This window comes from Hydrotalea flava (assembly GCF_001623405.1).
Lineage (GTDB): Bacteria > Bacteroidota > Bacteroidia > Chitinophagales > Chitinophagaceae > Hydrotalea > Hydrotalea flava.
On the sequence record NZ_LUHG01000100.1, the window covers coordinates 173,537 to 187,397 of the forward strand.

Here is a 13,861-nt window from a genome sequence, read left to right on the forward strand (position 1 = left end):
GGAGGTAATGAATGAATGATTTACGGTAAAGTTATTTGATTTCAACTTCAGCTCCGGCATCTTTCAGCTTATTGGCTAATTCTTCAGCTTCAGCTTTAGAAATACCTTCTTTTACTGGTTTGGGTGCACCATCAACCAGATCTTTCGCTTCTTTCAAACCTAAACCGGTTAATTCTTTTACAATTTTAACCACATTTAATTTGCTGGCTCCACCACTTTTCAGAATAACATCAAATGAAGTTTGTTCTGCAGCAGCAGCAGCACCGCCACCATCACCACTTGCAACTACTACAGCTGCGGCAGCGGCTGGCTCAATACCATATTCTGCTTTTAATACATCTGCTAATTCTTGTACTTCTTTAACTGTTAAACCTACCAGGGTTTCGGCTAATGCTTTTACGTCTGCCATAATATTTAAGTTTTAAAAACCGCCTTCATTGCGTTTGCTCCGGCGGAAGGTTATGGAAAAATACCCCATTTTTACCTCAGAGGTGTTGGTTATAAAATTTTACAAATGAACTATTCAACAGCAGTGGTTGTTTCTGCCTGTTTTTCGTGATGGTGCAATAAAGCAGCCAAAACACGTTTTGCAGGAGATTGTAGTAAACCAATTACTTCACCTATCAATTCATCTTTTGTTTTAATTTTTGTTAATGTTACCAGATTAGCATCACCGGTGTAAATATCACCATTAATGAAAGCTGCTTTTAATTGAGGCTTTTCATTATTGCTTGCTTTTCTGAAAGAAGAGATAATCAATGCAGGATCTTTCGGGTTTTCCGAAAAAAGTAACGCTGTTACATTGTGCAATGATTCATATACCCCTGTATATTTTTCAGCATCTAATGCTTCCAATGCTTTTTTAATCAGTGTGTTTTTGGCTACTTTCAGCTCTACATTCTTATCGAAACAGGCTTTACGTAATTTACCTACCTGATCTACTGTTAATGATTCAGTATCGGTAACATAAAAGTTATTGTATTGTGAGAACTTTTCTTTTAAAAGTTCAATCACTTCATTTTTTTGTTCTTTGGTCATAACTAATTTTTTAAATACCCGGGTCATATTCGGAATTCCGAATCACCAGGACTTAGTTTGCTAATGATTTTGCATCTAATGTAATACCGGGGCTCATAGTGCTGGCCATATTAACGCCTTTTAAATAAGTACCCTTTGCAGTTGCGGGTTTTAATTTTAAAATAGCATTAATTAATTCAGTGGTATTTTCTGCAATTTTATTGGCATCGAAAGAAACACGGCCAATGGAAGCATGAACAATACCTGCTTTATCCACTTTAAATGCAATTTTACCACCTTTTACTTCATTCACTGCAGCGGCTACATCGTTGGTAACGGTACCGGTTTTGGGGTTGGGCATTAAGTTACGAGGACCCAATACTTTACCTAATTTACCAATTTTAGGCATTACTGATGGGGTTGCAATAATTACGTCTACATCAACCCAGCCTGATTCTATTTTTTGAATGAATTCATCCAACCCAACATAGTCAGCGCCAGCCTGTTTTGCAGCATCTTCTTTATCAGGTGTACATAAAACCAGTACTCTTTTGGTTTTACCAGTACCATGTGGTAAACTTACAGTACCGCGTACTTGCTGATCGGCTTTTTTAGGATCAACACCTAAGCGAATATGTATATCTACAGAACTATCGAATTTGGTGCAATTAATTTCTTTTACTAATGCAGCGGCTTCTTTAAGGGAATAAACTTTGTTTTTATCCACCTTACTTTCTGCTACTTTTCTTTTTTTAGTCAGTGCCATTTTATAAAGTTATTTAAGGTGAATAATTAGTTTTTCCAGGGAGCATCCCCCTCAATATTAAGTCCTAAACTACGTGCAGTACCTGCAACCATTTTCATGGCGCTTTCTAAAGTAAAACAGTTCATATCGGGCATTTTATCTTTTGCAATGCCTTCAATTTGTTCCCATGTTACTTTTCCAACCTTAGCACGGTTGGGTTCTTTACTGCCTTTTTGAATTTTTGCTGCTTCCATTAATTGAACGGCAGCCGGTGCGGTTTTAATAACAAAGTCGAAAGACTTGTCGGAATACACTGTAATTAAAACGGGAACAACTTTTCCCATTTTATCCTGAGTTCTTGCATTGAATTGTTTGCAGAACTCCATAATATTAATTCCCTTGGAACCAAGGGCAGGACCTACAGGTGGTGCGGGGTTGGCCTGACCACCTTTTACCTGCAGCTTTACAAAGCCGGAGATTTCTTTTGCCATAATTTTACGATTTGATTGGTAATAACGTTTTGTTTTAAACAAAACTCCCAAGCTCCATCATTAAGAATAAGAACTATTTTGGGACGGCAAAGGTAATAGAATTTTTGATTCATTTAACCTTCCAACTAAAAAATCTCCTGAATGGGAGATTTTTTAGAAAATATTTTCTGGATTACCATTAGCCTATCTTTTCAACCTGCATATAATTTAACTCTACCGGAGTTGATCTTCCGAAAATTTTAACGGTAACTTTTAGTTTTTTCTTCTCGTCATTCACTTCTTCAATAATACCATTAAAATCGTTAAATGGCCCTTCAATAATTTTAATGGTTTCACCAACAATAAAAGGCTCGCTGATGCTGATACCCTGATCATTCATTTCATCCACTTTTCCAAGCATTTTATTTACTTCACTTTTACGAAGTGAAATGATATTGCCTTTAGAACCCTTGCCATCAGTAAGAAAATGCATTACATTGCTAATATTGCTAATGTGCTGAACAATTTCATCGTTTAATTTACCATCAGCTACTTCTATCATTACATAACCTGGAAAATAGTTTTTTTCCCGCATTATTTTTTTACCATTCTGCACTTTGTACACTTTTTCCATTGGTAAAAAAACCTGTTTAATAATATCAACCCAACCACTGCGCTGAATATCTTTATCCAGATATTCTTTTACTTTTCGCTCTTTTCCACTCACTACCCGTAACACATACCATTTGGTTTCTGGTTGTGGTGTAGTAATGGCATCTATTACTTCTGAAGAAATCTCCATGGAATAAAAATTACTTGAACAATGAATAAATTAATTTTAGTACCTGGTTGGAGCTAAAATCCATTAACCATACAATACCTGTAATAATGATGGTTGCTACCAAAACAATTACGGTGCTTTGTTGCAACTCTTGCCAGGTTGGCCAGGTTACTTTTTCAACTAACTCGCGGTAGCTGTCTCTAAAATAGGTAGTAACTTTATTCATTTTATTTTTGATATTATGATGGCAAACACATTTGTTGCAGCACTGCTAATATTCAGTTCGTTGCATAAGGCATGTGTAAACCCCCGTTAAAATAAAACCACAATAGCACGGGTACTAGGATTCGAACCCAGATCGAAGGTTTTGGAGACCTCTATACTAACCGTTGTACGATACCCGTATAAACTTAAAAGCTATCCCGATGTTGTCGGGACAGCCTTTAAGAAATTTTCTGTTGCAAATATAGGAAAATTACAACAAAGGATTTATTAAAATAAAGAGCCTATTTCAAAATTTCAGTAACCTGTCCTGCTCCTACTGTTCTACCACCTTCTCTAATCGCAAATTTCAAACCTTTTTCCATTGCGATGGGTTGGATTAATTTTACAGTTAAGTTAATATTATCACCAGGCATTACCATTTCTGTTCCTTCAGGTAAGGAAACTTCACCGGTTACATCGGTAGTGCGGAAATAGAACTGAGGACGGTATTTATTGAAGAATGGAGTATGACGGCCACCTTCTTCTTTGCTTAATACGTAAACCTCACCTTTAAATTCTGTATGTGGGGTAATGCTTTTGGGTTTGCAAATTACCATACCACGACGAATATCTTTCTTTTCAATACCACGTAATAATAAACCAGCATTATCACCAGCCTGACCTTCATCTAATAATTTCTTGAACATTTCCACACCAGTTACAGTTGAGGAAAGCGGCGCTTCCATTAAACCAACAATTTCAACTGATTCACCAACTTTTATCACACCCCGTTCAATACGACCAGTAGCTACTGTACCACGACCTGTGATAGAGAATACATCTTCCACACTCATCAGGAATGGTTGATCAATTGGGCGGGGAGGTAATGGAATATAACTATCAACAGCATCCATTAATTCATCAATTTTACCAACCCATTTTGGATCTTCAGCCAAGGCGCCGGTTGCAGAACCCTGAATAATAGGAGTATTATCACCATCAAAACCATATGAGTTTAATAACTCACGGATTTCCATTTCCACTAATTCTAATAATTCAGGATCGTCAACTAAGTCAACTTTGTTCATAAATACTACAATACGTGGTACACCTACCTGACGGGCCAAAAGAATGTGTTCTTTGGTTTGAGGCATTGGACCATCTGTGGCAGCAACCACCAGAATAGCTCCATCCATTTGTGCAGCACCGGTAATCATGTTTTTAACATAGTCGGCGTGACCAGGACAGTCAACGTGTGCATAGTGACGGTTAGCAGTTTGATATTCCACGTGTGCAGTATTAATGGTAATACCACGCTCTTTTTCTTCAGGTGCACCATCAATCTCATCATATTTCCTAGCCACATTACCCATTCCTTTTTTAGATAAGATTGTAGTTATGGCCGCAGTCAAGGTGGTTTTACCATGATCCACGTGACCAATTGTTCCAACGTTAACGTGGGGTTTATCCCTCAAGAAGCTTTCTTTTGCCATTTTATTTGTTTTTAGTTGTGTGTAAAAATTTAAGGCCTCTGCCTTGTTTTAGTTTTTATTTTCTTGATTTTTCAAATCCTGTTATTCAAATTAGTACCACTATTTCCAACTGCACATTCTTTTCCATTATAAATGGAGCCGTTGATGAGAATTGAACTCACGACCTCTTCCTTACCAAGGAAGTGCTCTACCCCTGAGCTACAACGGCCTGATAAAAAAAATCGGTTTTACTTATTAATAGTATCCATTCCAATTCAAAAAGTCATGAACCTATTTTTTTTATTTCCGTTATTTCAGGCAAAGAGCGGGAGACGAGGCTCGAACTCGCCACCTATAGCTTGGAAGGCTATCGCTCTACCAAATGAGCTACTCCCGCTTGAAATTGTAACAGCCACTGAGCCGATACTTTTTCGATTTAAAGAACTATTTTACTCTCCCCAAAAAAAGAATAATTGTGGGCAGGAGTGGATTCGAACCACTGAAGTCGAAAGACAGCGGATTTACAGTCCGCCCCATTTGGCCGCTCTGGAACCTGCCCAATACATTTTTTGAGCCGAAGAAGGGAGTCGAACCCACGACCTGCTGATTACAAATCAGCTGCTCTACCAACTGAGCTACTTCGGCTTACACAAAGAACTACCGTTTTTTTCGGGATGGCAAAGGTAATGGAAAACTTATTTCAACAAAATTCTTCTACAAAAATTTTTAATCAGTTTTCAACATTTCTGCAAAAGTACTGCTATTACTGAGCAATTAATTTAAAAATCGAATGCCACAATAGCAAAAAAAAAGCCCTCTTTGCAGAGGGCCGGTAAAATTTGTTAAGCAATGGTTAGCTTTTCTTTTTTTCGTTTAATTTGATTGATCATGGAATCAAATGCCATATCAAAAGACTCTTCGAATGATTTTGAAGAGGCTTTTACAAAAAAATCGTGTTTGGGAACATGAACGCGGATTTCAACAATCTTGTCTTTAATTTTATGAACTACATTATCCAATTTAAGAAAGACATCTACTTTTAAAACCTGATCATGAAAAGTGTTTAATTTTTCCGTTTTTTTAGTTACATAATCTAACAGTTTAAAATCTGCTTCAAAATGCACAGTTTGAATGTTGATGTTCATAGCAACACACGTTTAATGGTGAAAAAATAATGTAAAGAACTGTTTTAAATGATGTGTTTTTATACATCATCATTTCATGATAAATCTACAGCTTTCATTTTATAAAATAAAGCTAATTCGTTATTGTTTTTCTTAAAAAATTTTCCTATTGCTGGTGCCATAAAATTTCAGGCTTTAGGATGAGCTTTTTTGTGAATGTCTTTTAGCTTTTCGATGGTGGTGTGGGTATATACCTGTGTTGCGGCTAAACTGCTGTGCCCCAATAGTTCTTTTACGGCATTTAAATCTGCACCATTGTTTAAGAGATGGGTTGCAAAAGTATGGCGTAGCACATGCGGACTCTTCTTTTGCATGGTTGTTACTGTACCCAATAAATTTTTAATGTTTTGATACACCTGTCTGGGTTGCAATGGTTTATTTTTTTTATTCACAAATACACAGGGTTCAATAGTTCCAAACTGATGATGCTTTTCCTTCAGATACCCTTTTAACTGAGTCAATAAGGTATCATGAATGGGTATGATTCGTTCTTTGTTCCCCTTCCCTATTACTTTTATTTGTTGGTTGGCAGCATCAATTTGCATTTCTTTTAAATGTATTAACTCACTTAAACGAATGCCTGTAAAATAAAATAACTGCAAAACCAGAAAATTTGTTTTTTCATCCCAATTGGTGGTATCAATAGCTGTTTGTAACAATAATTCCATTTTGGATTCATCTACAAATGCAGGCAGCCTTTTTTTGGCTTTTGGAGAAATAATGGTTGCCATGGGCGATTGCCGCAACAATCCCAATTTTTGAAGATGCTTGAAAAATGATTTTAAAGTAGAAATTTTTCGATTGATGCTCTTGGACTCAAGTCCCTGTTCTTTTAAAAATGCAAGCCAACTTTTAATAAATGTGGGCTGAATATCGTTGATAGCCGGAGAATTAAACTGATTAATTTGGAAATGAAGAAATTGTTCCAAATCCTTTTGATAAGCTGTAACGGTATATTTTGAATATCGCTTCTCAAAACTGAGATACGCAATAAATTGTTGTAATTCAGGATATGTTTCAATAATAGACATAAAAAAGTAGCCTAAAATTAACTATCTCAGGCTACTAAATATATTTTGGGTATAAAAGCATTTTATGCTTCTATTTTTCCACTGGCAATTTTTTGCTTGTAGATTGCTTTTAACACAGTTTCTCTGCGTTTAACAGAGGGCTTTGTAAAAGTTTGACGCTCTCTTAATTTAAGCAGTGTTTTGCTTTTTTCAAACTTTTTCTTATACTTTTTCAGCGCCTTGTCAATGTTTTCGCAATCTTTTGAATCGATAATAAGCATAATAAAATATCTCCTTTTTTGAATGAATGGGCTGCAAAGATAATAGGTTCCGGTAAAATTCCAAATATCAAAATTATTTTTGTGTCTTTTCCATTTAAATTGCAGGTATGTTTACAGGAATTATTGAATGTACTGGCTATGTTGAAAAGATTGAAAAAAGTGGTACAAATACCATATTTTGGATCTCATCGCCACTTAGCAATGCTTTAAAAGCCGACCAAAGTGTATCGCATAATGGCGTTTGCCTTACTATTGAGGTGGCTGAAGGTAACTCGCATCGAGTAACTGCTATTGAAGAAACCTTACAAAAAACCAATTTAAACCATTTACAACCGGGCGATATCGTGAATATTGAACGCTGTATGGTTATGAACGGACGTATAGACGGGCATTTGGTGCAGGGTCATGTAGATTGTACTGCAACCTGTATGGAAGTAAAAACCTTAGTCGGAAGCTGGGAGTATACGTTTCAGTTTCCAGCAGCCTTTGCCCCATTGATTATTGAAAAGGGTTCTATTTGTTTAAATGGTATTAGTTTAACCTGTTTTAATGTTACGGAAAACAGTTTTAAAGTAGCCATTATTCCTTATACATTTGAACATACCAATATGTCATCTGTAACAATAAAAACTGAGGTGAATCTTGAATTTGATATAATTGGAAAATATATCTTAAGAATGGAAACGTTGAAAAAATTTTCTTAAATCATTTTTCTTTTACAAAAACATCTTATAAAATCTTTACAAAATCTTTACTTTAAGGTAATGCGCTGAAAATAGTTGGTGATTTTTCAATTTAAAAAACATACAGTGATGTCCTTCCAAAAAAATTAAGCTTCTACTACCCTGGTTTTACTTAAATAATCATGCAATGGCATTTCTAAAAAAGGAATAAAAAAAGCATCTATAATAGTTAACCGGATAATACTGCGCATAAATATAGGCCATATACCGGGTTTACCTCCCGATTGGGTTACCACCTTACTTCGTGAAAACCATTTTCCCGGTGTACGTGCAAAGATCCATTCAAACAAAAAATAATATATGAACACTACCAATCCAAATATTTCACCAAAATTATAAGGCGTGTATTCATAAAAAACAACATACCAATCCCATACTTTATTCAATAAATATGCGATTGAAAACACAAGAATTAAATCTACCAGAAAATTAAGCACCCGGGTGCCAAAACCTACTATTTGCATATTGTTATTATTTTTATGATAGAACTTCCCATTGTGGCATCTTCCTGAATTATTGAACAGCATTAGCTGATTCATTTGCAAACATAACGCAACAATTACATTTATTCCGAACATCAAAGTAATTACTTTTGCGCAAATTGAATTTTGTATGAATCTAAATCTAATGGAAGAATTGCAATGGCGTGGATTAATTCAGGATATAATGCCCGGAACCATTGAACAATTGAATAAGGAAATGACCTCGGCCTATATTGGTTTTGATCCTACTGCAGATAGTTTACATATTGGCAGTCTGGTGCCCATTTTATTATTGGTTCATTTGCAAAAAGCAGGGCATAAACCCTTTGCTTTAGTAGGTGGTGCAACTGGCATGGTGGGCGATCCGAGCGGAAAAAGTGAAGAAAGAAATTTGCTGAGTGAAGATGTTTTACAGCACAATGTGCAATGCGTAAAAAAACAGTTAGAAAAATTTTTAGACTTTGATACTACAAAGCCCAATGCCGCCGAAATGGTGAATAATTACGACTGGTTTAAAGACATGAGTTTTCTGCATTTTATCAGAGATGTAGGAAAGTATATTACCGTAAACTATATGTTGGCCAAGGATAGTGTAAAAAAACGGATAGAAAATGAAAACGGAATGAGTTTTACCGAATTTACCTATCAGTTGGTACAGGGCTATGATTTTTACTGGCTTTATACACACAAAAACTGCAAACTGCAAATGGGTGGCAGCGATCAGTGGGGCAATATTGTAACCGGAACTGAAATTATCAGAAAAAAAGCAGGCGGCGAAGCCTTTGCATTTACCTGCCCGCTGATAACCAAAGCAGATGGCGGTAAGTTTGGTAAAACTGAAAAAGGCAATGTTTGGTTAGATGCGCAAAAAACTTCTCCCTATCAATTTTATCAATTTTGGCTGAATGCCAGTGATGAAGATGCAAAAAAATGGATTAAAATATTTACGCTGCTACCAAAAGAAACCATTGAAAGCTTATTGGAAGCACACGATAAAGCACCATATGAAAGGATTTTACAAAAAAAATTAGCCGAATCATTAACCATTTTTGTGCATAGCAAAGCAGATTATGATTTTGCAGTGCAGGCTTCTGAAATATTATTTAATAATGAAACTGCTGATATACTGGCCAGTTTAAGTGAAAAGCAACTATTACAGGCTTTGGAAGGTGTGCCTACCATCACCATTTCAAAATCACAAATTGAAAGCGGTTATGATTTATTAAACTTTTTAACTGAAACCAATATTTTCCCCAGTAAAGGCGAAGCCAGAAAAATGTGGCAGAATGGTGGTATCCGCATCAATAAAAAGAAAATTGAAACCGATTATGTGCAGATTACAAAACAAGACCTTTTGCAGAACAAATACATCCTCATTCAAAAAGGAAAAAAAAATTACTATTTAGTAGTTGTAAATGATTAGGATTTGAGTGGGCTTACTCAATTTTGTATTCATCTAAATTATGTAAAAAAGACAGTTTACTTTCAAACAAACTGTCTTTTTGTTTTATAAAAACCCGGGAATTTGAGCTATGGTTTGCCAAATATTTTCTGCTACCACCCTATTGCCGGTTTCATTTAAATGAACCCCATCTTTGGTTAAAAACCCCCTGTCGGCATTGGTATGATTTTGTGCTGCAATACAATCAAATGCCGCTTTTCGCAAATCACAAAGTGGTACCTGGTAAGTGGTGGAAAGATTTCTGATAATACCATTGTATACATCAATATCATCATCTTGCCGGTTTTGACCTTGTAATTTTTCGCCAATGGATATAATGGTGCATAAAACCACAGGAATATTGGACGCCTGAAGTTTATTTAAAATGGCTTTGTAAAATTTTTCAAACTTATCGGCATCGGTACCTGTTCCGTGCGATACTTTATGCCATACATCATTTACACCAATTAAAATAACTACCAAAGCAGGATTTTTATTCAAAACATCATCTTCTAACCGAAGGTATAAATCGTAAATTTTATTGCCACTAATACCAGCTCCCAAACAAGTTAGCTGAGCTAAGCCATTTTGTACTATTTTTTCATTTAACAACTGCAAATAACCACCGGGCAACGTGCTAAATTCGGTAATTGAATCGCCGAAAAATAGAATTGTTTTTGTTTTTTTTGAAACTGTGTGTGACATAAGCAACATTGCAATTACAAATAATGCCAATAAAATTAGTTTACTTTCCATTTGGATACCCATCAGGGATGAATTAAAGATAACCTGTTGCAACGGAAATAAAAAGGATGTGAAATCATTTTTTAACCATAAAATCTATTCCATACAAAATAAATAGAGGAACTTAGTGTTTCTTTTATATTCAACACTAAAATTGATACATGTTAAAAAAAACACTTTTCTTACTGGGTATCATTTTTTCAGGACTTTTGGCAAAAGCTGCCGAACCAGATACCACCAGTGCCAGGGTATATTTTCAATTCAATAAACCCGATTTAACACCTGCTGCAAAATTAATTTTAAATGATGTACCGCCCGGCGATTCAAGTATTACTTTAACCAGAATTAGAATTTATGGTAATGCACTTTCTAAAGAAAAAAATACAAACCTTGCTGTTAAAAGAGCCAATAATATTAAAAAATATTTAATGCAAATTGGTATCAATCCGGCTATCATTTCAACATTTGCAGTTTCAGAAAATGGAACTGCACTTCCCCAGCAAAATGATGAAGTTGTTGTTACTATTTTAATTGATTACGATGCAGCGGTAATAGAAAGAACGATTATCATAAAACCACCCGCAAAACAAACTGATTATTTGAAAGATTGAAGCCTTATTGAAGTTGTAACCAGAAAATTTCCTTTTATTGTGATAAAATTTTTTGGAACAAACCAAAGGCTCCCCTATTTTTGCACCCCAATGTAAAAATTGGTGATAGGATTGGGTTATGGTGTAACGGTAGCACTACAGATTTTGGTTCTGTCTGTCTAGGTTCGAATCCTAGTAACCCAACCAAAAATAAGCCCCGGTAAATATTTCCGGGGTTTTTTATTGCAATAAAAAACCGAAGTATTGATAGTGCTTCGATTTTTTGTTTTAATTTATTATGCAATCAATTTTTGGAAGATACTTTAATTTCCTGCATTGGATTAGGTGGTGTAACAGGGTTTCTTCTATTGATTAAACCTGCTTTAAATAATTCAAATTTAGTAGGCGAACTTACTTTTGGCCACGAATTATTACTTTCATCAATATCTGCAGTTTCGCGTAATGGGTCTAATTGCATGGATTTTACTACCTGATTGGTAACAAATACTTTGGTTACCTCATTTTCATTTTTTCTCCAAATTTGAGCAGGTATTCTTTCCATAGCTGTGGTGCCATCTTCAAATGTGAATTGAAGAATGATGGGCATTACCAAACCGCCTTTATTTTTAAAAGTTATTTCATACAAGTGTTTACCCAGATAAGGCTTTAATTCATCCTGCGTAAACTTTTCTGCAGTAACGCTTGCAGGAAGTGTTACATGAATCGTTGAATCGTACGGAATGATACCGCGGTCATATTTCCAGTAAAAATCGCGGAGAGAGGTATCTGCATCGGTAAGAAAAGTAATGGAATTATTTTCCCTGTTCCTTATTTTAGAAATATCATCAAACTGAGGAACGGCAGGTTTGGCTAATGGCATTGTACGAACACCATTTCGCTGAGGCATGGCACCTATTAAAGCAGCATCGACTACAGCATGTTTTACTGAATCAATGGCAATATCGCAGGGATCGGTACTGTAAAACCAACCTCTCCAAAACCAGTCTAAATCTTCACCGCTTGCATCTTCCATTGTCCTAAATAAATCGGCAGGTGTTGGATGTTTGAATGCCCACCGGCGTGCATATTCCCGGAATGCAAAATCAAACAACTCACGACCCATAATGGTTTCGCGTAATATATTTAATCCGGTAGCCGGTTTGGTATATGCATTAGGGCCAAACTGAACAATATTTTCACTATTGGTCATAATAGGTTCTAACTGATCTTTAGGCAAACGCATGTAATCGGTTATTGTCCAGGCGGCTCCTTTACGGGATGGGAATTTATTGTCATACAATTCTTCGGTGAGGTATTCAACAAAACTGTTCAGGCCTTCATCCATCCAGGTCCATTGGCGTTCATCACTATTTACTATCATTGGGAAGAAATTATGCCCCACTTCATGAATTATCACACCTAACATGCCATTCTTAACGGCTTCGCTGTAAGTGCCATCTTTTTCGGTTCTTCCATAATTAAAACAAATCATAGGATATTCCATACCATTACTGGCTTCAATACTTTGTGCTACGGGATAAGGATAGGGGATAGAGAATTTTGAATACGTTTTAATGGTATGTGCTACTACCTTGGTTGAAAATTTTCGGTATAATCCATATGCTTCTTTACCGTAAGCGCTCATACACATAACTTTTTTACCATCTATATAAGCAGGCATAGCATCCCAAATAAATTTTCGGGATGATGTCCATGCAAAATCGCGTACATTATCGGCTGAAAATATCCAGGTTTTGGTTACAGATATTTTCCCTGTTTCAGCCTTTTTTGCCTCATCTAAGGTTACTATTTCAATCGGTTCTTTGGCAGTTTGTGCTTTGTTCCAACGTGCTAATTGATTGGGCGACAAAACCTGATTGTAGTTTTGGCAGGTGCCGGTTGCCATTACAATATGATCGGCAGGCACTGTTATTTGTACTTTAAAATTTCCAAAAGTTAATGCAAACTCGCCTCTGCCGGTAAACTGATGGTTTTGCCATCCTTGAAAATCGCTGTACACACACAAACGGGGATACCATTGCGTAATAGTAAATAAATAATTTCCATCTTCAGGAAAGTATTCATAACCACCACGGCCTCCCATTTGCATTCTGTCGGAAATTTTATAACTCCAGTTTATTTTAAAATTAAATTGCTGGCCTGGTTTTAAGGGATGAGGTAAATCAATGCGCATCATGGTTTTATTGATGGTATAGGGCAAAGCTTTTCCGTTTGCTATATTGATAACTGCATAAATTTTATCGCCATAACCATTGTCTTCGTTCGAAGTTTCCAATCTATTTATTATGGTGTTGGTCATTTGGTTATTCAGGTAACTGGCGTCCTGATAATTGGCATTGTGCAGGTTATTGTGTTCATTTTCATCTAACTGAATCCATAAATAAGTAAGCACATCGGGTGAATTGTTGTGATAGGAAATGGTTTCAGTTCCAGTTAAAAGCAATTTTTTTTCATCTAACGAACACTGAATATCATAATCACAGCGTTGTTGCCAGTATTTAGGCCCCGGGGCGCCACTAGCTGTTCTATACTCATTAGGAGTAGGTAAAATGGTTCCCAATTGTTCAAATTTGTTACCATGGTTGGAACCCGGATTGTTTTGAATATTTTGGGCAGGTAAAATATTCCAACCCAACAATAACAAAATAAAAAACAGCAACTTTCTCATAGCAGATG

At 35.9% G+C, this 13,861-nt stretch carries 16 protein-coding genes and 6 tRNA genes; 4 read left to right on the top strand and 18 right to left on the bottom strand.

Annotation, left to right across the window (positions count from 1 at the left end; all coding sequences use genetic code 11):
* Nucleotides 1–31: 31 nt before the first annotated feature.
* The 15 genes from rplL to rpsU form a co-directional block, all read right to left on the bottom strand.
* Entirely contained in the window at nucleotides 32–409 is a 378-nt protein-coding gene (rplL, locus tag A0F92_RS12810) for a 50S ribosomal protein L7/L12 (protein ID WP_068246813.1), read from the bottom strand.
* A gap of 110 nt (nucleotides 410–519) precedes the next feature.
* Nucleotides 520–1,038: a 50S ribosomal protein L10 gene (gene rplJ, locus A0F92_RS12815; protein WP_068247122.1), complete on the bottom strand. Its 519-nt coding sequence runs from the start codon at nucleotides 1,036–1,038 to the stop codon at nucleotides 520–522.
* 52 nt (nucleotides 1,039–1,090) lie between these two features.
* Nucleotides 1,091–1,783: a 50S ribosomal protein L1 gene (gene rplA, locus A0F92_RS12820; RefSeq protein WP_068246816.1), complete on the bottom strand. Its 693-nt coding sequence runs from the start codon at nucleotides 1,781–1,783 to the stop codon at nucleotides 1,091–1,093.
* A 26-nt stretch (nucleotides 1,784–1,809) separates the two neighbouring features.
* Nucleotides 1,810–2,253, bottom strand: coding sequence for a 50S ribosomal protein L11 (gene rplK / locus A0F92_RS12825; protein WP_068247125.1), 444 nt, complete (start codon nucleotides 2,251–2,253; stop codon nucleotides 1,810–1,812).
* Nucleotides 2,254–2,431: 178 nt separating this feature from the next.
* Nucleotides 2,432–3,034 carry a transcription termination/antitermination protein NusG gene (gene nusG / locus A0F92_RS12830; protein ID WP_068246818.1) on the bottom strand — a complete coding sequence of 201 codons (603 nt, stop codon included), beginning with the start codon at nucleotides 3,032–3,034 and terminating at the stop codon, nucleotides 2,432–2,434.
* Nucleotides 3,035–3,044: 10 nt separating this feature from the next.
* A complete protein-coding gene (secE, locus tag A0F92_RS12835) occupies nucleotides 3,045–3,239 on the bottom strand; it encodes a preprotein translocase subunit SecE (RefSeq protein ID WP_068246819.1) in 195 nt (64 codons plus the stop codon).
* A 106-nt stretch (nucleotides 3,240–3,345) separates the two neighbouring features.
* Nucleotides 3,346–3,417, bottom strand: a tRNA-Trp gene (locus A0F92_RS12840).
* A gap of 102 nt (nucleotides 3,418–3,519) precedes the next feature.
* Nucleotides 3,520–4,710, bottom strand: coding sequence for an elongation factor Tu (gene tuf / locus A0F92_RS12845; RefSeq protein WP_068246822.1), 1,191 nt, complete (start codon nucleotides 4,708–4,710; stop codon nucleotides 3,520–3,522).
* 133 nt (nucleotides 4,711–4,843) lie between these two features.
* A tRNA-Thr gene (locus A0F92_RS12850) sits at nucleotides 4,844–4,918 on the bottom strand.
* A gap of 95 nt (nucleotides 4,919–5,013) precedes the next feature.
* Nucleotides 5,014–5,086: transfer RNA gene (locus tag A0F92_RS12855), tRNA-Gly, on the bottom strand.
* A gap of 79 nt (nucleotides 5,087–5,165) precedes the next feature.
* A tRNA-Tyr gene (locus A0F92_RS12860) sits at nucleotides 5,166–5,248 on the bottom strand.
* A gap of 13 nt (nucleotides 5,249–5,261) precedes the next feature.
* A tRNA-Thr gene (locus A0F92_RS12865) sits at nucleotides 5,262–5,334 on the bottom strand.
* A 197-nt stretch (nucleotides 5,335–5,531) separates the two neighbouring features.
* Nucleotides 5,532–5,834 carry an HPF/RaiA family ribosome-associated protein gene (locus A0F92_RS12870; protein ID WP_068246825.1) on the bottom strand — a complete coding sequence of 101 codons (303 nt, stop codon included), beginning with the start codon at nucleotides 5,832–5,834 and terminating at the stop codon, nucleotides 5,532–5,534.
* 167 nt (nucleotides 5,835–6,001) lie between these two features.
* On the bottom strand, nucleotides 6,002–6,904 hold the full coding sequence (locus A0F92_RS12875; protein WP_068246829.1) for a tyrosine-type recombinase/integrase: 903 nt from the start codon (nucleotides 6,902–6,904) through the stop codon (nucleotides 6,002–6,004).
* A 62-nt stretch (nucleotides 6,905–6,966) separates the two neighbouring features.
* Nucleotides 6,967–7,164: a 30S ribosomal protein S21 gene (gene rpsU, locus A0F92_RS12880; protein WP_068246832.1), complete on the bottom strand. Its 198-nt coding sequence runs from the start codon at nucleotides 7,162–7,164 to the stop codon at nucleotides 6,967–6,969.
* A gap of 107 nt (nucleotides 7,165–7,271) precedes the next feature.
* Here rpsU and A0F92_RS12885 point away from each other — a divergent pair, with 107 nt between their 5' ends.
* A complete protein-coding gene (locus tag A0F92_RS12885) occupies nucleotides 7,272–7,868 on the top strand; it encodes a riboflavin synthase (RefSeq protein ID WP_068246835.1) in 597 nt (198 codons plus the stop codon).
* A gap of 125 nt (nucleotides 7,869–7,993) precedes the next feature.
* On the opposite strand, the gene A0F92_RS12890 is transcribed toward A0F92_RS12885, so the two are convergent.
* Nucleotides 7,994–8,371 carry an RDD family protein gene (locus A0F92_RS12890; RefSeq protein WP_167517083.1) on the bottom strand — a complete coding sequence of 126 codons (378 nt, stop codon included), beginning with the start codon at nucleotides 8,369–8,371 and terminating at the stop codon, nucleotides 7,994–7,996.
* A 148-nt stretch (nucleotides 8,372–8,519) separates the two neighbouring features.
* On the opposite strand from A0F92_RS12890, the gene tyrS reads away from it, so the two are divergent.
* Nucleotides 8,520–9,812 (top strand): tyrosine--tRNA ligase, encoded by a 1,293-nt coding sequence (tyrS, locus tag A0F92_RS12895; RefSeq protein ID WP_068246841.1) that lies wholly within the window; start codon nucleotides 8,520–8,522, stop codon nucleotides 9,810–9,812.
* Nucleotides 9,813–9,896: 84 nt separating this feature from the next.
* Here the strand turns inward: tyrS and A0F92_RS12900 are convergent, their stop codons facing one another.
* A complete protein-coding gene (locus tag A0F92_RS12900; protein WP_253810450.1) occupies nucleotides 9,897–10,535 on the bottom strand; it encodes an SGNH/GDSL hydrolase family protein in 639 nt (212 codons plus the stop codon).
* 200 nt (nucleotides 10,536–10,735) lie between these two features.
* Here A0F92_RS12900 and A0F92_RS12905 point away from each other — a divergent pair, with 200 nt between their 5' ends.
* Together A0F92_RS12905 and A0F92_RS12910 are read left to right on the top strand one after the other, a co-directional pair.
* Nucleotides 10,736–11,185 (top strand): OmpA family protein, encoded by a 450-nt coding sequence (locus A0F92_RS12905; RefSeq protein WP_068246844.1) that lies wholly within the window; start codon nucleotides 10,736–10,738, stop codon nucleotides 11,183–11,185.
* Between the two features lie 112 nt (nucleotides 11,186–11,297).
* A tRNA-Gln gene (locus A0F92_RS12910) sits at nucleotides 11,298–11,371 on the top strand.
* Nucleotides 11,372–11,468: 97 nt separating this feature from the next.
* Here A0F92_RS12910 and A0F92_RS12915 read toward each other — a convergent pair.
* Nucleotides 11,469–13,853, bottom strand: coding sequence for a M1 family metallopeptidase (locus A0F92_RS12915; protein ID WP_068246847.1), 2,385 nt, complete (start codon nucleotides 13,851–13,853; stop codon nucleotides 11,469–11,471).
* Between the last annotated feature and the right edge of the window lie 8 nt (nucleotides 13,854–13,861).